Annotated in this window: 18 protein-coding genes; 12 read left to right on the forward strand and 6 right to left on the reverse strand. The window is 41.5% G+C overall.

From position 1 onward, the window contains the following. The first annotated feature begins 50 nt into the window (after positions 1-50). From recO to ACXYMT_RS03135, 6 genes are all read left to right on the forward strand, one after another. Entirely contained in the window at positions 51-770 is a 720-nt protein-coding gene (gene recO, locus ACXYMT_RS03110; protein ID WP_459057626.1) for a DNA repair protein RecO, read from the forward strand. Continuing rightward, entirely contained in the window at positions 770-3,172 is a 2,403-nt protein-coding gene (locus ACXYMT_RS03115; RefSeq protein ID WP_459057627.1) for a TonB-dependent receptor plug domain-containing protein, read from the forward strand. The genes recO and ACXYMT_RS03115 overlap by 1 nt, the downstream gene beginning before the upstream one ends. 124 nt (positions 3,173-3,296) lie before the next feature. Beyond that, positions 3,297-6,701, forward strand: a complete 3,405-nt coding sequence (gene ileS / locus ACXYMT_RS03120; RefSeq protein WP_459059139.1) for an isoleucine--tRNA ligase — start codon at positions 3,297-3,299, stop codon at positions 6,699-6,701. Between the two features lie 5 nt (positions 6,702-6,706). Beyond that, a complete protein-coding gene (locus tag ACXYMT_RS03125) occupies positions 6,707-7,090 on the forward strand; it encodes a TraR/DksA family transcriptional regulator (RefSeq protein WP_097054928.1) in 384 nt (127 codons plus the stop codon). A gap of 69 nt (positions 7,091-7,159) precedes the next feature. Next, positions 7,160-7,780, forward strand: coding sequence for a hypothetical protein (locus ACXYMT_RS03130; RefSeq protein WP_459057628.1), 621 nt, complete (start codon positions 7,160-7,162; stop codon positions 7,778-7,780). Positions 7,781-7,815: 35 nt separating this feature from the next. Then, positions 7,816-8,451, forward strand: a complete 636-nt coding sequence (locus tag ACXYMT_RS03135) for a lipoprotein signal peptidase (protein WP_459057629.1) — start codon at positions 7,816-7,818, stop codon at positions 8,449-8,451. On the opposite strand, the gene ACXYMT_RS03140 is transcribed toward ACXYMT_RS03135, so the two are convergent. From ACXYMT_RS03140 to ACXYMT_RS03165, 6 genes are read right to left on the reverse strand one after another with little or no spacing between them, the layout of a single operon-like run. Then, positions 8,448-8,861 (reverse strand): response regulator, encoded by a 414-nt coding sequence (locus tag ACXYMT_RS03140; protein ID WP_324719717.1) that lies wholly within the window; start codon positions 8,859-8,861, stop codon positions 8,448-8,450. The two genes, ACXYMT_RS03135 and ACXYMT_RS03140, sit on opposite strands and share 4 nt — an antisense overlap. A gap of 4 nt (positions 8,862-8,865) precedes the next feature. Then, entirely contained in the window at positions 8,866-10,317 is a 1,452-nt protein-coding gene (locus tag ACXYMT_RS03145; protein WP_459057630.1) for a sensor histidine kinase, read from the reverse strand. Positions 10,318-10,364: 47 nt separating this feature from the next. Further along, positions 10,365-10,940 (reverse strand): 5-formyltetrahydrofolate cyclo-ligase, encoded by a 576-nt coding sequence (locus ACXYMT_RS03150; protein WP_459057631.1) that lies wholly within the window; start codon positions 10,938-10,940, stop codon positions 10,365-10,367. Beyond that, entirely contained in the window at positions 10,906-11,916 is a 1,011-nt protein-coding gene (locus ACXYMT_RS03155) for a succinylglutamate desuccinylase/aspartoacylase family protein (RefSeq protein WP_459057632.1), read from the reverse strand. The genes ACXYMT_RS03150 and ACXYMT_RS03155 overlap by 35 nt, the downstream gene beginning before the upstream one ends. 3 nt (positions 11,917-11,919) lie before the next feature. Then, a complete protein-coding gene (gene rimK, locus ACXYMT_RS03160) occupies positions 11,920-12,792 on the reverse strand; it encodes a 30S ribosomal protein S6--L-glutamate ligase (RefSeq protein ID WP_459057633.1) in 873 nt (290 codons plus the stop codon). Beyond that, positions 12,761-13,213 carry an ATP-dependent zinc protease family protein gene (locus ACXYMT_RS03165; protein WP_459057634.1) on the reverse strand — a complete coding sequence of 151 codons (453 nt, stop codon included), beginning with the start codon at positions 13,211-13,213 and terminating at the stop codon, positions 12,761-12,763. The genes rimK and ACXYMT_RS03165 overlap by 32 nt, the downstream gene beginning before the upstream one ends. A gap of 241 nt (positions 13,214-13,454) precedes the next feature. Here ACXYMT_RS03165 and uvrC point away from each other — a divergent pair, with 241 nt between their 5' ends. The 6 genes from uvrC to ACXYMT_RS03195 all read left to right on the forward strand — a co-directional run bounded on the left by uvrC (position 13,455) and on the right by ACXYMT_RS03195 (position 21,996). After that, positions 13,455-15,254: an excinuclease ABC subunit UvrC gene (gene uvrC / locus ACXYMT_RS03170; RefSeq protein WP_459057635.1), complete on the forward strand. Its 1,800-nt coding sequence runs from the start codon at positions 13,455-13,457 to the stop codon at positions 15,252-15,254. After that, on the forward strand, positions 15,247-17,478 hold the full coding sequence (locus ACXYMT_RS03175; protein WP_459057636.1) for a patatin-like phospholipase family protein: 2,232 nt from the start codon (positions 15,247-15,249) through the stop codon (positions 17,476-17,478). Before uvrC ends, ACXYMT_RS03175 begins: the two co-directional genes overlap by 8 nt. Before the next feature lie 101 nt (positions 17,479-17,579). Then, the gene (locus tag ACXYMT_RS03180; protein WP_459057637.1) at positions 17,580-18,740 is read left to right on the forward strand and encodes a homogentisate 1,2-dioxygenase; all 1,161 of its coding nucleotides are present in this window, start codon (positions 17,580-17,582) and stop codon (positions 18,738-18,740) included. An 85-nt stretch (positions 18,741-18,825) separates the two neighbouring features. Then, a complete protein-coding gene (hppD, locus tag ACXYMT_RS03185) occupies positions 18,826-19,962 on the forward strand; it encodes a 4-hydroxyphenylpyruvate dioxygenase (protein ID WP_459057638.1) in 1,137 nt (378 codons plus the stop codon). A gap of 298 nt (positions 19,963-20,260) precedes the next feature. Beyond that, complete coding sequence (locus ACXYMT_RS03190) at positions 20,261-21,034, forward strand: DUF3108 domain-containing protein (RefSeq protein ID WP_459057639.1); 774 nt, start codon at positions 20,261-20,263, stop codon at positions 21,032-21,034. 2 nt (positions 21,035-21,036) lie between these two features. Beyond that, positions 21,037-21,996, forward strand: coding sequence for a tryptophan 2,3-dioxygenase family protein (locus ACXYMT_RS03195; RefSeq protein ID WP_459057640.1), 960 nt, complete (start codon positions 21,037-21,039; stop codon positions 21,994-21,996). The last annotated feature ends 3 nt before the right edge of the window (positions 21,997-21,999 follow it).

Raw genomic sequence — 21,999 nt, forward strand, 5'->3', positions numbered from 1 at the left:
AAAGCCATTTTTGACAGGCAATATTTTCAGCAGAAAAACAAGTCCTTTTAATGTTGATCAATACCAAAGCGATTGTTTTTAGTGCCCTCAAATATGGAGAAGCCGATCTTATTGTGAAGTGCTTCACCCAAAAGAGCGGTCTCAAAACATATTTGCTTCGAGGGGTGCTCAAGTCTAAAAAAGGTAAAATCAAAGCTTCTCTTTTTCAGCCACTCACACAGGTAGAGATCGTGGCTAATCACAAGGACAAGGGAACACTGGAGTACATGAAGGAGGCGAAGCTTGTAAAAGTCTATCGGAGTTTACATACCAACATCGTGAAATCTACCGTGGTCATGTTTCTCTCTGAAGTGCTGCGGAATGCTGTCAAAGAGGAAGAAGCCAATGGGGCATTATATGATTATCTCGAGGTGAGCCTCGACTGGTTTGATGCCCACGAAAAAACAGTGAATTTTCACTTGCTTTTCCTGCTGAAGCTCACCCGTTATCTTGGGTTTTATCCTGATGATTCTCAAATGGATGCACCAGTTTTCAATCTTGTGGACGGTACTTTTCAGGAAGTAGAAACAAATCCCGATTGCATAAATGACGAAAATGTTGTGCTTTTACAGCGGTTATTGGGCACAGACTTTGATGAGCTTTCTGCCATAAAACTGAACCAGGCTACCCGGTCAGGATTCCTGCTAATGCTTTTAAAATATTACGAGATCCACCTGCAGGGGTTTCATAAACCAAAATCTCTTGTGGTATTGAACGAAATTTTCAGTTAATGCGATTTATTTTAAGCCTTGCTTTTATCCTGCTGTTCAGTATTTCTTCGGCACAGGAGATCACTGTTTATGATGAGGAGACCCGGCAGCCTATTTTTAATGTAGCCATTTTTAACAAGGACAAATCTAAACACCTGCTCACGGGTTTTGATGGTGAAGCAGATCTTTCTATTTTTTCACCTTCAGAAGTAATATTCTTCAGGCACATTTCTCATGTTGAACTGCATGCCACCAGGAGGCAGATACTCCAACAGGGGCCTAAGGTTTACATGAAGCCAACTCATAATGAGCTTACAGAGGTGGTTGTTTCTGTATCTAAATTTCAACAGGACAGGAATCAGGTGCCTCAAAAAGTCGTCACTATAAACCAAAAAGATATTTTAAGTTCAAATCCCCAAACTTCTGCAGATCTCCTGGAAAGCACCGGGCAGGTTTATGTTCAAAAAAGTCAGCTAGGTGGGGGGAGCCCAATGATAAGAGGTTTTGCAACCAATAGATTACTTATTACTGTTGATGGGGTTCGAATGAATACGGCTATTTTTAGAGGAGGAAACGTGCAAAATGTAATTTCTATAGATCCGCTTTCGGTGGAAAGGACAGAGGTTGTTCTTGGTCCCGGTTCTACTATCTATGGGAGTGATGCAATAGGAGGGGTGATAAACTTTTTCACGCTTAGCCCTGCGTTCTCGTTAGTAAAGGGCGGAAATTTTTCGGGCAGGGCTTATTCCCGGTATGCAACTGCAAACAATGAGAAGACAGGCCATTTTAAAGTGGCATATGGCAGCAGGGAATGGGCTTTTTTGACTTCCGCTTCCTATTCAGATTTTGGGGATATGCGCATGGGAAGCCATGGTCCTGAAGAGTATTTGCGACCAGAGTATGTAGTGAGGAGAAATGGCAGGGATCTCATTGTAAACAACGAAGAGCCTAAAGTACAAAAACCTACAGGCTATCAACAGCTTAACCTGCTCCAAAAAGTAAGATTCAAGCCTACAGAAGAATATGATTTCTCTCTTGGCCTTATTTACTCTACCACTTCAGATTTTCCACGCTACGACCGCCTTTATCGCAAGCGCGGCGGAGTTCTAAGGGCAGCCGAATGGTATTACGGGCCCCAGGAGTGGCTGCAAACGAATTTTCAGCTAAATAAAGTCGGGAATGGGAAGATCTATAATGAGGCTAAATTGACTGCTGCTTATCAATATTTCGAGGAGAGCCGGAATGATCGTGATTTTGGAGATGAGGTTCTTTATCAAACCCGGGAACAGGTAGATGCTTACTCTCTAAACCTGGACTTTGAGAAAAAGTTTAGGACCAAAACTCTCTTTTATGGGGGTGAATATATCTACAACCTGGTGAATTCCACAGGAACTGAGAAAAATATTTCTTCAGGTGAGGTTAATCCCGGTATGTCCAGATATCCCGATGATGCTACCTGGCAATCCCTTGCTTCATACGCGAATTTGCAGTGGGAATTTGGTGAAGATCTCACCCTGCAAACCGGAGCGAGATATAATTACATCACTTTGGATGCCCATTTTGATGAAGAGATCTACGATTATCCTTTTTCAAATGCCAATCTCAATACCGGCGCCCTTACCGGAAGTGCGGGGTTAAACTGGCAACAAAATGACATTTTAGGATGGCAACTGAATCTTTCGACAGCATTTAGAGCACCAAATATTGATGACGTAGGAAAGATCTTTGATTCTGCACCCGGCCTGGTTGTTGTTCCAAACCCGCATCTTAAACCTGAAAAGGCCTATAATGCCGAGCTGGGCATCCGTCTTAATTTCGATAGGATGGTGCAGGTCGATCTTGCAGGATATTATACATTACTGGAAGATGCTCTAGTGCGTAGGGATTTTAACCTTAATGGCGAAACAATTATTGAATATCACGGGGAGCCGAGCAGAGTGCAGGCAATTCAAAATTCAGCGATGGCGCGGGTGTATGGTTTTGAAGCCGGAGCAAAGATCTTTTTCACAGAGAACCTTAAATTCATCACACAGGCCAGCCTTACTGAAGGGGAGGAGGAACAGGATAACGGCTTAACAGCTCCATTAAGACATGCTGCGCCATTCTTTGGTAATGCTCATTTGGTTTGGGAAAATGACAAGCTCAGGTTTGATCTTTTTGCTGAGTATAATGGCGAAATAAGTGCCGAAGAATTGGCGCCTTCCGAAAGGGACAAGGATTACCTATACGCCATAGATGAAAACGGAGATCCATATGCACCTGAATGGTATACAGTAAATTTTTCCTCTCAGTACCAAATGGGTAAGATGTGGTTGTTCACCGCAAGCCTTGAAAATATTACCGATAGGCGTTACCGCACATACTCATCGGGAGTTGCCGCAGCAGGCCGAAATCTTATCCTGGCCCTGCAGTACAGCTTCTAAGCTTCAGGAAATAAATTGTTTACAGCTGTGAATTCTCAGGCTGGTATCAGGTTTTCCCTTTTTTAAACCATTGTATTTATTAAAAATCGTTATTTTCGCGCAACTATTTTGAAAGAACAAAATGATGAGCGCAAAGTTCCCTGAATATAAAGGACTTGACCTGCCAAAAGTGGCTGAAGAAATTCTGCATTTTTGGAAGGAAAATGATGTTTTTGAGAAGAGTGTTACCTCACGCGATGGAAAGGAGCCATTTATCTTTTTTGAAGGCCCTCCCTCTGCTAACGGACTTCCGGGGATTCATCATGTGATGGCTCGTGCCATTAAAGATATATTCTGTCGTTTTAAGACCCAGAAGGGTTACCAGGTCAAGAGAAAAGCCGGTTGGGATACTCATGGCTTGCCAATTGAGCTCGGGGTGGAGAAGGAGCTGGGAATTACCAAAGAAGATATTGGGAAGAAGATTAGCGTTGAAGAATACAATGAGGCCTGTAAGAATGCGGTAATGCGCTACACCGATGTGTGGAATGACCTCACTGAAAAGATGGGGTACTGGGTGGATATGGAAGATCCTTACATCACCTATAAGTCCAAATACATGGAAACTGTATGGTGGCTGCTTTCCCAGATCTATAAAAAAGGCCTTATCTATAAAGGTTACACGATACAACCATATTCGCCAAAGGCTGGTACGGGTTTGAGTTCTCACGAGCTAAATCAACCGGGGACATATCAGGATGTGACTGATACTACGGTTACAGCTATGTTCAAGGCACAAAAGGAAACTTTACCCAATTTTCTTACACAGATAGAAGGGGAGATTTTCTTTATAGCCTGGACAACTACTCCCTGGACCTTGCCGTCAAATACTGCTTTGACTGTTGGCCCTAAGATCGAATATGTCACGGTAAAGACTTACAACCAGTACACTTTTGAGCCAATCACAGTAGTAGTTGCGAAAGAACTGGCCGAGAAACAATTCGATAAGAAGTTCCAAAAAGTGGATTCTGAAGAGGCTTTAAAAGCTTACAAACAGGGAGATAAAAAAATCCCGTTTTTGACAGGTGAATCTTTCCGCGGAAAGGAGCTGGAGAATGTAAGATATGAGCAGCTGTTGCCGTATGCACTTCCTTACGAGCATCCGGAGAACGCTTTTAGAGTGATCCTTGGAGATTTTGTAACTACTGAAGATGGTACCGGAATTGTACACACTTCTCCAACCTTTGGTGCAGACGATGCCATGGTTGCGAAGCAGGCAAAACCTGAAGTTCCGCCACTACTGGTTAAAGATGAGAATGGGAATCTCGTTCCGCTTGTCGACCTGCAAGGAAAATTCAGACCCGAATTGGGCGAATTTGGCGGCAAATATGTCAAGAACGAATATTACGACGCAGGCGAAGCACCCGAAAAATCTGTTGATGTAGAGCTTGCAATTAAGCTTAAGGAAGAAAACCGCGCCTTCAAAGTTGAAAAATATGTGCACAGTTATCCAAACTGCTGGAGAACAGACAAACCAATTCTATACTATCCACTGGACTCGTGGTTCATCAAGATCACAGACGTCAAGGAGCGCATGCATGAACTGAACCAGCAGATCAACTGGAAACCAAAATCTACAGGAGAAGGAAGATTTGGAAACTGGCTTGCTAATGCGAATGATTGGAATTTATCACGTTCACGCTACTGGGGAATTCCGTTGCCTATTTGGAGAACCGAAGATGGCAAGGAAGAAAAGATAATAGGTTCTATTGAGGAACTGAAGGAGGAAATGAGCAGATCTGTCGAGGCAGGTTTTATGAATGCCGATCTTTTTGCCGAGTTTGAGCCGGGTAACTTCAGCGATGAAAATTACGATAAAGTAGACCTGCATAAGAATGTGGTTGATGAGATCGTACTGGTTTCGGCTACAGGAAAACCTATGAAGCGTGAGGCCGACCTCATCGACGTATGGTTCGATTCAGGGTCCATGCCATATTCACAGTGGCACTATCCTTTCGAAAATGCTGAAAAAGTAGAGAATACATGGCGTAAAGCCGATTTTATAGCCGAAGGTGTTGACCAAACAAGAGGATGGTTCTATACGCTTCACGCTATCGCTACCATGACTTTTGATGATGTAGCTTATAAGAATGTAGTTTCAAACGGACTTGTACTTGACAAGAACGGGCAGAAGATGTCCAAGCGTCTTGGCAATGCTGTAGATCCATTCGAAACTCTTGCAGCATTTGGACCCGATGCCACCCGCTGGTACATGATCTCCAATGCTAATCCATGGGATAATTTAAAGTTTGATATTGAAGGAATTTCAGAGGTGAGACGTAAGTTCTTTGGAACACTGTACAACACTTATTCTTTCTTCAGCTTATACGCCAATATTGATAACTTCACCTATTCCGAAGCCGATGTGCCGCTGGAGGAACGACCTGAGATTGACCGTTGGATCCTTTCAGAATTGCACACCTTAATCGGGAATGTAGACAAGTTCTATGCAGATTATGAACCTACAAAGGCGACCAGGGCGATTTCCGAATTTGTACAGGAGAATTTGAGTAACTGGTATGTGCGTCTTTGCCGCAGGAGATTCTGGAAAGGTGAATATGGTACAGATAAGATATCGGCTTACCAAACCCTTTATACCTGTCTTGAAACCGTTGCTAAATTGGGTGCTCCAGTGGCACCGTTCTTTATGGACAGGTTGTATAAGGACCTGAACATAGCTACTCAAAAAGAGGATTTTGAATCTGTTCATGTGGCGTATTTCCCTGAAGCTGATTCAGCTTTTATCGATAAAGAACTGGAGCGTCAAATGCAGAAGGCGCAAACCGTTTCTTCGCTTGTGCTTTCGCTTAGGAAGAAGGAGATGATCAAAGTTCGCCAGCCACTACAAAGGGTGATGATCCCGGTTTTGGACGAACAGCAAAGGAAAGAGATCGCTGCCGTTGCAGATCTCATCAAATCTGAAGTGAATGTGAAAGAGCTGGAGCTTATCGACGATGCGTCTGGTATTCTGGTTAAAAGCATAAAACCCAACTTTAAAGTTTTGGGGCCGCGGTTTGGAAAGGAAATGAAGGAGGTCGCCCGTAAAATAAATGAGTTCAGTGCAGAAGACATTCAGAAAATAGAACGTCACGGTGAAATTCAGGTTGAGATTAATGGGAATTTGCTTACATTAGAGAGCGGGGACGTGGAGATCACTTCCCAGGATATTGAAGGATGGTTAGTTGCTAATTCCGGAAATATTACTGTTGCTTTGGATATCACGATTTCAGATGACCTCAAAAAGGAGGGAATTGCAAGGGAGTTAGTGAACCGCATTCAGAACATACGTAAGGATTCCGGCTTCGAAGTGACTGACAAAATAGATGTGACCCTACAAAAGGACGGCAATGTCGAGGAGGCTGTTCAACAAAATATTGAATATATAAAAACCGAAACCCTCACTGCAAATCTCGACTTAGCAGAAGAAGTGAACAACGGGCTGGAAGTTTCTTTTGATGAAGTGACCACAAGGTTGTTAATTAAAAAACATTAAGAACTATGTCAACAGAAGTTAAAGAACGCTACAGCGACGCAGAGCTGGCGGAATTCAGGACATTGATCCTTGCCAAGATCGAAAAGGCAAAGGAGCAGCTGGAACTTTACAAGAGCGCCTACATGAATGACGGAAACAATGGTACAGATGACACCTCTCCTACGTTCAAGGCTTTTGAGGAAGGCAGCGAAACAATGAGTAAAGAGGCGAACTCGCAGTTGGCGATACGCCAGGAAAAATTTATTCGTGATCTTAAAAATGCTTTAGTACGCATTGAAAGCAAAACTTATGGAATTTGTAGGGTTACTGGTAAATTAATTGCAAAGGAGCGCCTAAAACTTGTTCCTCATGCTACGTTAAGCATTGAGGCTAAGAACATGCAGCGCTAGAAGAAATAATTCAAAAAGAAAAACGCTCCTGCCTTTTAGGTTTGGAGCGTTTTTTGTTTTGCTGCTGCTATGAAAGCCTTTCTTACTTCGTTTTTCCTTATTTTCTTTTTGTCGGTTCACGCTCAGAAAGTAACCCGTGAAGTTCTCACCGCCAGGGATCTTGAAAGAATAGTTTTTGCCAGTGACGAGATCTATGAGATCGCTGTAAGCACAGTGCCTGGAAACGAGGTGATCATCACCACCCGTTCTGAAGGAGAATATTTCAATGAGATAAGCCTGGAACACAATTTTCAGGATAAAACCCTATTCCTCAAATCCCGGTACCGGGAAATCCTTCAAAATGGTTTCGACAAGTTGAGTGCCCATAAGGTATTTTCTATGGAGGTAGAACTGCAGGTTCCGGAAAATTTAGTTTTAGAAATTAATTCTAACCTGGCATCTGTTTATCTTTCCGGTGACTTTGAGCGGGTGTTGGTACAGCTTAAGAACGGTTCCTGTTATCTCAAGAATTTTGAGGGAGACGCAGTGATCAACACTTTTGATGGAAATATAACTGGTACTGCAAGAAGCATTAATGTAGAGGCAAATTCCAGGCATGGGGAAGTTCTTGTGCCCCAAATCTTCCATGGAAATCATAAAATGGTACTAACCAGTATCAACGGGGATATAAAGCTCTCTGAAACTAAATAATATTAGTATTTTTGCCCCTGTTCAATTCAACTTCAATGTCTTTAAAGAAAGCCTCGGTAATTATTATCCTTATTCTGATCATTGATCAGGTTTCTAAATTCTACATTAAGACCAACTTTATGTTGGGTGAGGAAATTAGGGTTTTTGACTGGTTCAGGATCTTATTTGTAGAGAATGAGGGAATGGCCTGGGGCGCGCGAATTCCCGGGGAATATGGTAAGTTGCTGCTTACAAGCTTCAGGCTTGTTGCTATTGTAGGTATCGCCTACTGGCTTTGGGACTCTGTTCGTAAGAATGGTTCAAAGGTCCTCATTGTTGCCATATCCATGATCTTTGCGGGTGCGTTTGGAAATATTATCGATTCTGTCTTCTATGGCGAGATTTTCAATCACAGTTATAATCAGGTGGCCAGCTTTTTGCCGGAAGAAGGAGGTTACGGTACTTTAATGCACGGGAAAGTTGTAGATATGCTGTACTTCCCATTATGGTCAGGCTACCTGCCGGAATGGTTACCACTTTGGGGAGGTGAGTATTTCACTTTTTTCGAACCGGTATTCAATATTGCCGATTCTTCAATTACTGTGGGGGTTTTTCTGCTTCTTATCTTTAATAAAAAAGCTTTTCCTGAACATGAAAAGGAAAAGAAAGAGCAGGAAAAGGAGGTTAGCTAGGCTACGTCTCTATCAAATATTTTCTCGAAACGTTTTAACTCAATTGGCTTGATAAGGTAATCTGTGACCATATTGAAAGACTTTGCACGTTCAAGATCTCGTGGATCAATAGAAGAGCTTACAACATAAAGAGTGATCTTTTTATTGAAATTGTTCTTGATCTTAACGAATTCGCTTAAGAATTCCCAGCCATCCATTACCGGCATATTAAGATCAAGAAAAATGATATCCGGTAAACGTTCTTCGCTTACGTTTTCAAGTATGGCCTTAAAATAATCCAGGGCTTCCTTTCCGTTTTTAAAGATGATCAAATTCTGAGACAATTTTTTGATCTCGATGATCTTCTTTACCAAATTGACGTAGATCTTGTCATCGTCAATAATACAGGCAAGTTCTATAGGATGCTCCATAATTTTAGAATTTTATTTTAAAGGTGGTACCTATATTTACAGTGCTGGTGACAGAAATATTACCTCCCATGGCCTCAACCTGGTTTTTGGTGATAAATAATCCAATCCCATTGGCTTCGGGGTGACGGTGAAAGGTCTTGTACATTCCAAACATTTTGTCACCATGCTCATCGAGATCTATTCCCATTCCATTATCACTCACCTCCAGAAAGCTTTCGCCATTTTCTTTGTAGGTCTGTATATAAATGACCGGTCTCCTGCCTTTAAACTTATATTTAATGGCATTTGTGATCAAATTTAGTAAAATACTCTCCAGATATTCAGAAATGTAATTTATTTCGTTCAACTTGTCAAATTCGGCGATGATCTCCGCATTTTCTCTTTTGATGAGGGAAGAAGTCGAAGCGACCACCACGTCTAGAGCATCTTTGAATTTTACAAGCTGTCGTTCTTTTGTGAGGTTATTCTGCTTGGTCACAACCTCGTTCAATTCACTGATCGCCTCCTCCAGATTTTCAGAGATATCATTTACATTGAGCAAAAGGTCCAGCTTGTCCTCTGCCGTCTTTGCTTCCCTAAGCAACTGTGCAATAAGACTTAGGTTACTGCTATGAGACCTAAGCTGGTGTGAAACTATATGAGCAAAATTGAACAGCCTGGAATTTTGAGATGCAATAATATCCAATGAATTTTGAAGGTTTAGTTCATTAGTTTTTTGCTCGTCGATATCCTGATAAACTCCTCTAATTCCTATTATTTCCTGATCGGCGTTATAAACCGGTTTCCCTGTAGCCCTTACCCAAAACTCCCTGTTGTGCAGGGTTCGCATCTTTATCTCGACTTTAAATGGGATCCCGAATTTGGAACATTTTTTAAACATGTTTTCCACCTTCTCGTGGTGATCACCGGCGTAAAACCTCATCTTGTCTTCGGGGTGAGGTTCGTAATCCATAGGACAGTCCAGGATCTTCTTGGTAACATTGTCCCAGTAAACCGCGTTGGAATTTACATCCAGATACCAGCCACCCGTAGAAGTCATTTCTGCAGTTTCTCTGTAATAAAAGAAGTTCTCTTCTATGGTATATTGGTCACGCTTGGCCTGGTGTATATTGACGAAAAGCAGGACAGCCGCATCACTTACCGCTTTATCTCTGCTTTTTAGATTACGACATTCAAACCATCTATACCTGCCGTTCTCCAGCTTTAACCGGATTTCAGCATTAAATGGTTTGTAGCGGGTGGTAAGATTTTCAAAATGTTCCCTGAAGTCATAGCGATAGTCCTTATGCAGGATGTTGTTCAGGAAATATTCAAACTTGTCATTTCCGGTATCGGGATTGCCTATTAAATAGTTGAAATGCTCAGACCAGGAGATCTCTTTAGTCAACAGATTGATTTTCCAGTAAGCGACATCAAAGTCTTCAAGAATACTGTTTAACTGGAGGTCGTTGAGCATTAAATAACCAGATTAATTGGTTTAAAAGTAATCTAAAACCTACTGGTTTACAAATTTTTAAAATTATATATTTTTTCCGGAGTGACACAGTAGTCAAGAGGTACATCATGTTCATCGACATCTGGAATTCTCTCCTCGGCACTAAAAAATGATAATCCTACTTTTACAACATCCGGCCTGCACTGTGAAAGAAACCTGTCATAGAATCCTTTCCCGTAACCAATTCTGTTCCCTTCCTCATCAAAAACCAGTAAAGGAATAAATACTACATCAATACTTGATGCCTTTATCTCGATTCCATCTACAGGTTCGGGTATGCCCCAGTCATTAACTTTAATAACGGTTGAGTCGGTAAGTAAATAATTAGTAAGGTTCCCGCTTTCGAAATCGGCCTTTGAAAGAACCACATGCTTATCTTTTCCCTGAAGAATATGAAGAATTCCCTGTGTGTCAACCTCTCTTTTTTCTGAAATGCTCAAAAAAAGATGAAAATATTCTTTGCCCCAAATTGGCAAATTGAGCAGGTTGTTAGCGATCTCAAGGCTTCCTTCCTCCACCTCCTCGGTAGTCAACATTTCCCGGAGGCGTTTATACTTGATCCGGAGTTCCTTTTTCCTGTTCATAGACTTCTTTTGAAATAGAAATATGAAATATTGCATCCCCCTGGTAGACAATAGGAGATTCATTAACATTGATGATATAGCCGGTATTAGGTGCTTTTACCTTGTGACGGAGTTTTCCATAGGGATCTGTAATTGTTGCGATATATTCACCTTTTTCCACGTGCTTACCGCAAGGTATCTTCACGTGAAGTAGTCCGCTGTATTTTGCCCGCATCCAGGTGCTGTATTCAATGAGGATCGTATCGCCGGTAGGATCTGGCACTTCAAATTTGGGTTTGAGCATTTCGAAATGCGCAAGAATCCTCATTACGCCTTCTACCCCATGCTTTGCCACATTTTTATTGCTGTCTTGCGATTTACCTCCTTCGAAGAGAAGGACCGGTTTCCCTTGCTTTGCGCAGGTTTCTCGGTAGGATTTAGTGATCGTCTTTGAAATTATTGTGAAAGGAGCATTGAAGATCTGTGCGTAATGCATAGCCATTTCTTCACCTTTCTTAATTCTTATTTGGGGTGCATTGAAACGACTCGCGCCTCCTGTGTGAAAGTCCATGCAGAAATCGGCTACGGGAAGGATCTTTTGAACGAACTGGTAGGCAAAACGACTTGCCAAAGAGCCATTTTTGGCACCGGGGAAAACCCGATTAAGATCCCGGCCGTCAGGAAATTCACGGGTCATATTCAGAAATCCGAAGACATTGAGAATAGGGATGCAAATGATGGTCCCTCTTGCCGGCTTGTTGATCTCCTTTACTATGAGCTGCCTAACTACTTCGACCCCATTGATCTCATCTCCATGAATACCGGCAGTAATAAGGATAACCGGGCCCGGTTTTTTTGACCTTTCAATGATTATTGGGACCTCTACATGTGTAGTGGTGTAGAGTTTGGCCATGTTAAAGTTAATGATGGCATTCTTTCCGGGGGCAACCTTCTTACCAAGGATCTCAAGAACATTGTTCTCATCTATAGAAGCCATAATCTAAACGTTTCGCTCAATGTAACGAATAATAGATTTTGCAATGTCTTTTCCGGTAGCTTGTTCAATGCCTTCTAAACCGGGAGAAGAATTTACTTCCAGGATCAGTGGACCACGGGAAGATTGCAGCATATCCACCCCGGCAACACCAAGTCCCATAGCTTTGGCTGCTTTAATGGCAGCATTTTCTTCCTCGTCTGACAGCTGAATTATACTCGCAGTGCCACCTCTGTGCAGGTTTGAACGAAATTCTCCTTCTTTCCCCTGTCTCTTCATGGCGCCTACAACATGGCCGTCTACAATGAAAGCCCTGATATCGGCCCCACCGGCTTCCTTTATGAATTCCTGAACGATCACCCTTGCCTGTAGTCCATTAAAGGCTTCAATTACAGATTCGGCTGCATTTTTTGTCTCGGCCAGTACTACCCCAAGTCCCTGAGTTCCTTCTAAGAGTTTAATAATAAGAGGTGCGCCACCAACATGATCAATGACCTCACCTACATCTTTTGAATAATTTGTAAAAACAGTCTTGGGTAAGCCAAGCCTCGCCCGGGAAAGGACCTGTAAACTTCTCAGTTTATCACGGCTCCTCACAAGAGACTGGGATTCTGTTGTAGAAAAGACTCCCATCATTTCAAATTGCCGCACTACTGCGGTACCATAAAAGGTCACCGAAGCTCCAACCCTTGGGATTACAGCATCGGCATCTTCTATATGCCTGCCTTTGTAATATATACTGGGGTGCTTTTTTTCTATAATAAGATCACATTTTAGAGGATCAATTACCTCTACATTGTGATGTCTTTTTTTTGCAGCCTCGATCAACCGCTGAGTAGAATATAGGCTACTGTTCCTTGATAGGATCTTTATGTTCATTTTGTTTGTGCTTATAAGACAGGTCGTACAATTCTGTATCTACAATAAATTTTCGGGTAATAAATTTTCGACCCAAAAGTACAGGAAATCTCATTTCCTGACGGGCCGAAAGTGAAAGAGAAATTTTTCGGCTTTTTCCGAATAGTGTAATGGTGGTTTGAATTTGATACCGCTTCTGTACTATACCATTGCTGCTTTTTACAAACACAATATCGTAGTCTGAAAATTTATAGTGCCTGCCGTTATATAATGGATGTTCTTCATCCAAAAATGTGCATTTTAAAACACCTTTTTCCTCTACTATGTGATCACAATGTATGGAGGATGTGTAGGCGCCGGTGTCAATTTTAACTGCAATGTCTTCCAGGTGCAGATCTGGGAAATCTGCCTTGTCAAAACGGCCGATGGTAACTTTTTCCATACCTGCAAGGTAGTAAAAGCAGATTTTTAAAATCTTAAGTATTTCTGAAAATATATTAAGCTGAAACTGAAGAATCTAGCCCATTTTTGTCATTTTTGAGTATACTGCAGCAAACTTCAGATGTAGCTGAACTAGGTCGTATCAGTAGGTTTTGATCTTCCGGCGTTTCTTCAGTCTTAAATATAAACGCATTCTGAAAGTTCACATCAAAAGACAATTTCTAAAATTTTACCTTTGAGGAATGGAGAATAATAAGCTGGAATTGCAGTTAAAAACCCTTCCTGAAAATCCGGGAGTCTACCAGTATTTTGACAAGAACGGAAGGATCCTGTATGTTGGGAAAGCCAAAAACCTGAAGAAAAGGGTTACTTCCTATTTCACAAAGAATAACGATAGCCATCGCATTAGGGTGATGGTGAAAAAGATCCATGAGATAAGACATATTGTGGTTTCTTCGGAGACCGATGCCTTACTTCTGGAAAACAATCTCATCAAAAAGCATCAACCCCGTTTTAACGTGATGCTTAAAGATGATAAGACCTATCCATGGATATGTATTAAAAATGAAAGATTTCCGCGGGTCTTCGCAACCCGAAGACTGGTAAAGGACGGAAGTGAATATTACGGGCCATATACCAGTTTTAAAACCATTCACACCCTAATGGATTTGATCAAGGGAGTTTATCCCCTTCGCACCTGCAATTATGATCTCGCCGAAGACAAGATCAGGAATGGGAAATATAAAGTTTGTCTGGAATACCACCTGGGCAACTGTATGGGCCCTTGTGAAGCTTATGAAACTGAAGCCGAATACCAGAAAAAGATCGAAGCCATCCGACAGATCGTAAAAGGAAATTTCAAAGATTCTTTGCAACAGTTTCGGCAACAAATGAAAGAGCATGCTGAAAGAATGGAATTCGAGGAAGCTCAAAAGATCAAGACGAAAATTGACATTTTAGAGAACTATCAGGCGAAGTCAACGGTGGTAAATCCTAAAATCAATAATGTAGATGTCTTTTCCATTGTAAGTGATGAAGGTTATGGATACGTCAATTTTTTGCAGTTGTCTCACGGAGCTATAATTAGGTCGCATACCATTGAGATGAAAAAGAAGCTTAACGAAACCGATAAGGAATTGCTTGAGCTTGGAATTACCGAAATCAGGCAGCGCTTCAACTCCCATACCAGGGAAATCTATGTGCCTTTTAAGGTTGAGGTGGGAGAGGAACTCAAAGTTACTGTTCCTAAATTGGGAGACAAAAAGCAGATCGTGGATCTTTCTACGAGAAATGCCAAATACTTTAGGCAGGAACGGTTTAAACAAATGAAGATCGTTGATCCCGACAGGCATGTGAACAGGATCATGGCACAAATGAAGCAGGATCTCAGGTTGAATGAAGAGCCCAGACATATTGAATGCTTTGATAACTCCAACATCCAGGGAAGCAATCCTGTGGCTGCATGTGTTGTTTTTAAAGATGGGAAACCCAGTAAGAAAGATTATCGGAAATTTAATATTAAAACTGTGGAAGGACCCAATGATTTCGCTTCCATGGAGGAGGTGGTTTTCCGCAGATACAGAAGACTTTTAGAAGAAGGAGAGCCTTTGCCGCAGCTGGTGATCGTCGACGGGGGAAAAGGGCAGCTAACTTCAGGAGTAAAAGCCTTGGAGACACTAGGGCTTAGAGGGAAGATTGCCATTATTGGAATCGCAAAAAGGCTGGAAGAGATCTTCTATCCAGGAGATTCCATTCCGCTGTATCTGGACAAAAAATCGGAAACCTTAAAGATCATTCAGCAATTAAGGAATGAAGCCCATCGTTTCGGGATCACCTTTCACAGGCAAAAACGCAGCAGTATGGCCCTCAATACAGAGCTTGAAGAAATTCCGGGCATTGGAGAAAAAACGGTGGTTGAACTGCTCAAGCATTTCAGGTCTTTAAAAAGAGTAAAGGAGGCTTCCCTAGAAAGCTTATCTTCGGTAATAGGAAAATCTAAAGCCGCCATCATCTACGGTTATTACCATTCAAAAAATGAATAAAAAACTGCTCTTATTTTTCCTCTTTTTGGGAATCTTTTCCGGCTTAGCCCAGGAAAAAGATGATCCTAAAGTGGGTTTGGTATTGAGCGGAGGTGGGGCAAAGGGTCTGGCTCATATTGGGGTACTAAAAGTATTGGAGGAGGCTGGAGTACGGGTGGATTATATTGGAGGTACCAGTATGGGTGCCATCGTTGGCGCTCTTTATTCTGCAGGATATTCGGCCAACCAGCTGGACAGTATATTCCAAACCACCAATTTTAACATCCTGCTCCAGGATGAATTGCCCCGGGGAGCAAAGACCTTCTATGAAAAAAGAGATTCAGAAAAATATGCATTGACATTACCTTTTGATGATTTCAATATTAGTTTTCCTTCTGCCCTTTCCAGGGGACAGAATGTATATAATTTGATGTCGAAGCTTACTTTTCACCTGGAGGACCAACAGGATTTTAATGAACTTCCTATACCTTTTTTTGCTGTTGCCACCAATGTTGAGACAGGAGAAGAGGTGATCCTGGATTCGGGCCATCTTCCCCAGGTTATATCGGCTAGTGCGGCTATTCCCAGCCTTTTCAATCCTGTCTATATAGATGGGAGGATGTTGACAGATGGCGGTGTTGTGAACAATTATCCAGTAGAGGAAATCCGTCGCCGGGGGGCAGATATCATAATAGGAGTTGATGTGCAGGATACACTTATGGAAAGGCAGGACCTACGCTCAGTATTCGATATCCTTACCCAGATTAGCAACTTTGGGACCATCGACGATATGCGGGAAAAGATCGAAAAAACAGATATTTATATAGATCCCGATATTCAGCCTTTTTCAGTAATGTCTTTTGAAAAAGGAAAGCAGATCATTGAAGCCGGTGAAATCGCCGGGAGGGCCAGAATGGAAGAGCTGAAGCAGATCGCTTCAAGGCAAAAGGGGCCTGTGCCGGAAGAAAGATTAAATATTCCGACAGTAGAGAAGCTTTACATTCAAGATGTGCGGTTAGAAGGAAATACATCTTATCCACGGGAGTACGTTCTTGGTAAACTGAAAATAAAATTTCCCGATACGGTTACATACCGGCAGCTCAATCTTGGGATCAATAACCTTTCGGCGACCCGCAACTTCAACAGGATAAATTACAGGCTAAAGCCTGTGGAAAATGGTCATGTACTTATTATGCAGCTCGAGGAAAATCCCAACAAGACCTCGTTGAGGATGGGTTTGCACTACGACAATGTCTATCACAGTGGGGTGTTGCTCAACATAACGCACAAGAGTTTTTTGGTAACCAATGATGTGAGCTCTTTGGATGTGGTCCTGGGAGACGACTTCAGGTATAGTTTTAATTATTACCTGGACAAGGGTTATTATTGGAGCGTTGGTTTGCGCTCACGATTTAACAGCTTTAGCAAAGGAGTGTCTTTTGATTTCGCACGGGAAAATGCCGATGTTGAGGGCGATGAAATAAATCAGTTGGAGATCGATTACGAAGATTTTACCAATCAATTATATGCAGAAACTCTTTTCCAGCAGGTCTTTTCTCTGGGAATGGGAGTAGAGCATAAACATTTGAATATTACTTCTGAAACAATTAACGCTCCTGCACCCGGGGAGCCATCTCTTGGGGAATTTGATAACAGCTCCTATTACAGTACCTTCGGAAATCTTATCTATGACAGCCGGGATTATAAATATTTCCCTACCGGGGGCTGGTACTTTGATGGAGATTTTCACTGGTATGTTCTTTCTTCCAGAGGACAGGACAATTTTTCACCTTTTTCTGTAGCTAAGGGAACATGGGGGTATGTTTTTTCTCCTGCCAAGAATCTGGCCGTAAAGGTATATTCGGAAGCTGGTTTTAGGATTGGGAGCAGGGAGAATAATATCTTCGATTTCTTTCTGGGAGGCTACGGCAATGACTTCATTAATAACTTCATCGCATTTTATGGCTATGAATTCATTAGCTTGTCTGGAGACAGTTTTGCGAAAGGCCTTCTGGAACTGGATTATCGTTTCCTTAACAAAAATCACCTGATCTTTAGTGCCAATTTCGCCAATGTTGAAAATGAACTATTTGAAGGGGGTGGATGGCTTAAGTGGCCCAGATATTCCGGTTATGCTTTGGGATATGGACTTGAAACCTTTTTAGGACCCGTTGAAGTGAAATATTCCTATTCTCCCGAAAGGCAGGTAAGCCAGTGGTATTTTAGTGTTGGCTTTTGGTTTTAGTGGTCCTTTAACGGGAATTCCAACAAAATTTATAGATATTTGTAACTGTTCCTTCAAATTATTCAGGAACAACGAAAACGTTTTCAATAAAAGTTCAAAAAATGCCTTTTTATCACACTCTTGGAAAAATTCCGCATAAAAGACATACCGTCTTTAAAAAACCCGATGGCGGCTTGTATTACGAGCAGCTTTTCGGCACCATTGGTTTTGACGGAATGTATACCAACATGTATCATGAGCAACGGCCAACACAGGTAAAAGAAATTAAAGGAAGCTATGATGTGACTCCAAAGGTAGCTACCGAAAAAAATATTCAGTCTTACAGGTTTAAAGGATTCCAGGTAAAACCGGAACCCGATTACCTAAAGAGCCGAAAAGTAGTACTCACCAATAGTGATGTGGATATTGCGCTGGCGGCACCACAGCAATCAACAAAGGAGTATTTTTATAAAAATGCCGACTCAGATGAATTGCTGTTCATTCATAAAGGAAGTGGGAAGTTGAGAACCCATCTTGGAAATCTCAATTTTAAATATGGGGACTACCTCTTGATCCCTCGGGGAACAATTTATAAGTTAGATTTTGATGACGAAGTGAACAGGTTGTTCATTGTTGAATCCAGAAGGCCAATTTATACTCCTAAGCGCTACAGAAACTATTTTGGACAGTTGCTGGAGCATTCTCCTTTCTGCGAAAGGGACATTAGAAGACCTTATGAACTGGAAACAAATGACGAAAAAGGGGATTTTCTTATCAAAATAAAAAAGCAAGGGAAGATCTTTGACATGGTCTACGCTTCTCATCCTTTTGATGTAGTGGGATATGACGGTTATAATTATCCCTACGCGTTCTCTATACACGATTTTGAACCAATTACAGGACGAATCCATCAACCCCCTCCGGTACATCAAACTTTTGAGACCGATGCCTTCGTGGTTTGCTCCTTCTGCCCGAGGTTGTATGATTATCATCCTGAAAGTATTCCGGCACCTTACAGTCACAGTAATATAGACAGTGATGAGGTACTTTATTATGTCGATGGAGATTTTATGAGCCGAAATGATATTGAAGCCGGCCATATCTCCCTGCATCCTGCGGGAATTCCGCATGGTCCCCATCCCGGAGCTGTTGAACGCAGTATTGGCCAGACCGAAACTGAAGAACTCGCCGTTATGGTCGATACATTCAAGCCATTGATGGTGACAGAGGACGCCATGGAAATTGCAGATGATACTTACCATAAATCCTGGCTGGATCATTAAAAGAAGAGTCTCAAAAATGCTATTTTTGGGGAGTAATATTTTTTCATTTTAAAACATGTCGCTCTGCGACTCAAAATATTATAATATGTCTACAGATAACACGACAGAATTGAAAAAGACAGTACCACAGGCAGAAGATTTTCTGCCTATCCTGGGTACAGATTTCGTTGAGCTCTATGTTGGAAATGCCAAGCAGGCAGCATTTTATTATCAGCAGGCCTGGGGCTTCCAGCCGGTAGCTTATTCAGGATTGGAATCAGGAAGCAAAGACAGGGTTTCTTACGTGCTTCAACAGGGGAAAATAAGATTGGTACTTACCAGTCCGCTACAACCAGGAGGGGAGATCAATGCTCATATTGACAAACATGGAGATGGTGTAAAAGTAGTAGCACTTTGGGTGGATGACGCCCGCAAGAGCTATGAGGAAACAACCAAAAGAGGTGCAGAATCTTATTTTGAACCAAAAGAGATCAGTGACGAGCATGGGCACGTAGTCCTGTCGGGGATCCATACTTATGGAGAAACTGTACACGTTTTCGTAGAGAGAAAAAACTATTCCGGTCCTTTTTTACCCGGCTACAAAGAGTACAAACCGAATTTCCAGGTTAAGGAAACCGGTTTGAAATATATTGATCATATGGTTGGTAATGTAGGTTGGAATGAAATGAACAAATGGTGCGAGTTCTACGCTAAAGTAATGGGCTTTGCGCAATTGGTTTCCTTTGATGATAAGGATATCTCTACTGAATATACTGCCTTGATGAGTAAGGTTATGAGTAACGGAAACGGTAGGATCAAGTTTCCAATTAACGAACCCGCCGAAGGAAAGAAGAAATCGCAGATCGAGGAGTATATAGACTTCTACAATGGTGCGGGAGTACAACATATTGCCGTAGCGACAGATAATATTATAGAGACAGTTACAAACCTGCGCGATCGCGGGGTAGAATTCCTGTATGTTCCCGAAACATATTATGATGATGTTCTGGACCGGGTTGGGGAAATTGATGAAGAACTCGAACCTTTAAAAGAGCTTGGGGTATTGATCGACAGGGATGATGAAGGTTACCTTTTACAGATCTTTACCAAACCAGTTTTGGACCGTCCAACTATGTTTTTTGAGATCATCCAGAGAAAAGGCGCTCAATCTTTTGGAAAAGGAAACTTTAAAGCCCTTTTTGAAGCTATAGAAAGAGAGCAAACTTTAAGGGGTACTCTATAGTTTTTATAATTTTTATTGAAATAAAATAGATTAAAGCTTAAATAACTTTTATTTCTATCCATTTTGCGTTAAAGTGAAATTTTTTGTTGCGTACTTTGTACTTATATAAGACTTTTGCACCGCAATTTTGGAGTGGTTACCAGAATTGAGGAAAAAAATACTTTTTTTCATAATTTAAGTTTTAGTTGGTTAATAAGATTAAAAACCCCGTCATTCATTTGACGGGGTTTTTTGATTTAATACATTTGGAATAGAAATTGTAATTGCTATTGCCGAAGAAGAAAAAACCTACTCATAGATGAAAAAAATTGCTGCAGTTATAATTTCTCTTATTGCTCTAAATGTTTCGGCTCAATCTCACCAGGCCTTCGAAGCAGGAGAATGGTTCAGGTTTCGAATTCATTATGGTATGTTCAATGCCAGCTTTGCAACCCTGGAAGTAAAAGAAACCACTCTTAGAAATAAGCCGGTATATCATGTGGTTGGGAAGGGAAAGTCCACCGGACTTTTACATCTCTTCTTTAAGGTGGATGATAACTACGAAACTTTTATGGACAAGAGAAATGGTGCGCCATTGAGATTTATTAGGCAAATAGATGAGGGGGGATACACAAAAGACCTGCTAATAGATTTCGATCACGACAGTAATATTGCTCATGTCTTTGACAGGAAACACAATGAGAGAAAGTCTTTCACAGTGCCCGATAACGTGCATGACATGCTCTCATCCTTTTACTTTTTGAGAAACAATCTTAATGTGAATGCTCTTGACCGCGGGGAGATGTTCAACATTAAAATGTTTATTGATGACGAAAGCCACGATTTTAAGTTAAAGTTCCTGGGCAGGGAGGTGGTAAAAACAAAATTGGGTAATATTGCAGCACTAAAATTTCAGCCCTATGTACTTGCAGGTAGGGTATTTGAGAAGAAGGAAAGCCTTACAATCTGGGTGAGTGATGATAAAAACAGGATCCCGTTAAAGATCAAAGCCGATCTTGCTGTAGGTTCACTTGACGCTGATATAGACGCTTTTAAAGGATTAAAATATCCTCTCAATATTATAATGAAATAAGAATGGAAGGTATACAACCCGAGATAGCCGAAAAGGTACGGCAGCTGGAAGAGAAATTTCGAAATTCCGGTCAGGACCTTGGCTCCTACCTCGATGGCCTGCTATACGATAAATATCTTACCTACTGGGATTATATCCACCTGGATACTTTACTCAGTCTTCAGAATCCAAAGACACACTTCCCTGATGAAGAGATCTTTATAGGATATCACCAAATAACAGAACTGTACTTCAAGCTTATTATCCACGAGCAAAAACAAATTGTAGAGAATGAAGAACTTACTGTTCCATTTTTTATAGAAAAAATCAACCGCATTGTGCGCTACTTCAGGATACTCGCAAATTCTTTTGACGTAATGATTCGGGGGATGGAGCGGGAACAATTTTTGAAGTTCCGCATGGCTTTATTGCCTGCCAGTGGTTTCCAGTCTGCCCAATTCAGGATGATCGAAATCTTTTCGACCCCTCTGGAAAATCTTGTGCATAGCGAGATCCGGGAAAACTTCAGAAGTGATAAGAGTGTCGAAGAGCTACTTGAAAATGTCTATTGGAAGAGAGGGGCAACCAACGTTGACACAGGGGAAAAAACCCTTACCCTAAGGCAATTTGAAAAGAAATATACCAGCAGATTTCTTAGAACTGCCAACAGGCTGAAGCACAATACGATCTATGAAAAGTTTCAGCAACTTTCTGCTGAAGATAGAAACAATAAAAATCTTAGGGAGGCGTTGCGTACTATGGATACTGCAGTCAATGTAAATTGGCTGTTGGTGCATATTGGTGCAGCACAAAAATACCTGATTGGAAAGAATGAGGCCGCGGCACCTGCTACGGGAGGTACCAACTGGAAGCAATTTTTACCTCCTAGCTTTCAAAGAATTACATTTTTTCCTGAACTTTGGAATGAAGAGGAAAAGAAGAATTGGGGCAAGCAATGGGTTGAAGAAATGATAACACAATAAAAT

The organism is Salinimicrobium sp. CAU 1759 (assembly GCF_054482715.1).

Bases quoted from the DNA above. Each gene is read 5' to 3' on its own strand.
- ileS (WP_459059139.1), top strand. From the start codon at position 3,297: ATGAGCGCAAAGTTCCCTGAATATAAAGGACTTGACCTGCCAAAAGTG.
- ACXYMT_RS03130 (WP_459057628.1), top strand. From the start codon at position 7,160: ATGAAAGCCTTTCTTACTTCGTTTTTCCTTATTTTCTTTTTGTCGGTT.
- ACXYMT_RS03180 (WP_459057637.1), top strand. From the start codon at position 17,580: ATGCCTTTTTATCACACTCTTGGAAAAATTCCGCATAAAAGACATACC.
- ACXYMT_RS03155 (WP_459057632.1), bottom strand. From the start codon at position 11,916: ATGGCTTCTATAGATGAGAACAATGTTCTTGAGATCCTTGGTAAGAAG.
- recO (WP_459057626.1), top strand. From the start codon at position 51: ATGTTGATCAATACCAAAGCGATTGTTTTTAGTGCCCTCAAATATGGA.
- ACXYMT_RS03135 (WP_459057629.1), top strand. From the start codon at position 7,816: ATGTCTTTAAAGAAAGCCTCGGTAATTATTATCCTTATTCTGATCATT.
- hppD (WP_459057638.1), top strand. From the start codon at position 18,826: ATGTCTACAGATAACACGACAGAATTGAAAAAGACAGTACCACAGGCA.
- ACXYMT_RS03150 (WP_459057631.1), bottom strand. From the start codon at position 10,940: ATGAACAGGAAAAAGGAACTCCGGATCAAGTATAAACGCCTCCGGGAA.
- ACXYMT_RS03175 (WP_459057636.1), top strand. From the start codon at position 15,247: ATGAATAAAAAACTGCTCTTATTTTTCCTCTTTTTGGGAATCTTTTCC.
- rimK (WP_459057633.1), bottom strand. From the start codon at position 12,792: ATGAACATAAAGATCCTATCAAGGAACAGTAGCCTATATTCTACTCAG.
- ACXYMT_RS03145 (WP_459057630.1), bottom strand. From the start codon at position 10,317: ATGCTCAACGACCTCCAGTTAAACAGTATTCTTGAAGACTTTGATGTC.
- ACXYMT_RS03115 (WP_459057627.1), top strand. From the start codon at position 770: ATGCGATTTATTTTAAGCCTTGCTTTTATCCTGCTGTTCAGTATTTCT.
- ACXYMT_RS03195 (WP_459057640.1), top strand. From the start codon at position 21,037: ATGGAAGGTATACAACCCGAGATAGCCGAAAAGGTACGGCAGCTGGAA.
- ACXYMT_RS03140 (WP_324719717.1), bottom strand. From the start codon at position 8,861: ATGGAGCATCCTATAGAACTTGCCTGTATTATTGACGATGACAAGATC.
- uvrC (WP_459057635.1), top strand. From the start codon at position 13,455: ATGGAGAATAATAAGCTGGAATTGCAGTTAAAAACCCTTCCTGAAAAT.
- ACXYMT_RS03165 (WP_459057634.1), bottom strand. From the start codon at position 13,213: ATGGAAAAAGTTACCATCGGCCGTTTTGACAAGGCAGATTTCCCAGAT.
- ACXYMT_RS03190 (WP_459057639.1), top strand. From the start codon at position 20,261: ATGAAAAAAATTGCTGCAGTTATAATTTCTCTTATTGCTCTAAATGTT.
- ACXYMT_RS03125 (WP_097054928.1), top strand. From the start codon at position 6,707: ATGTCAACAGAAGTTAAAGAACGCTACAGCGACGCAGAGCTGGCGGAA.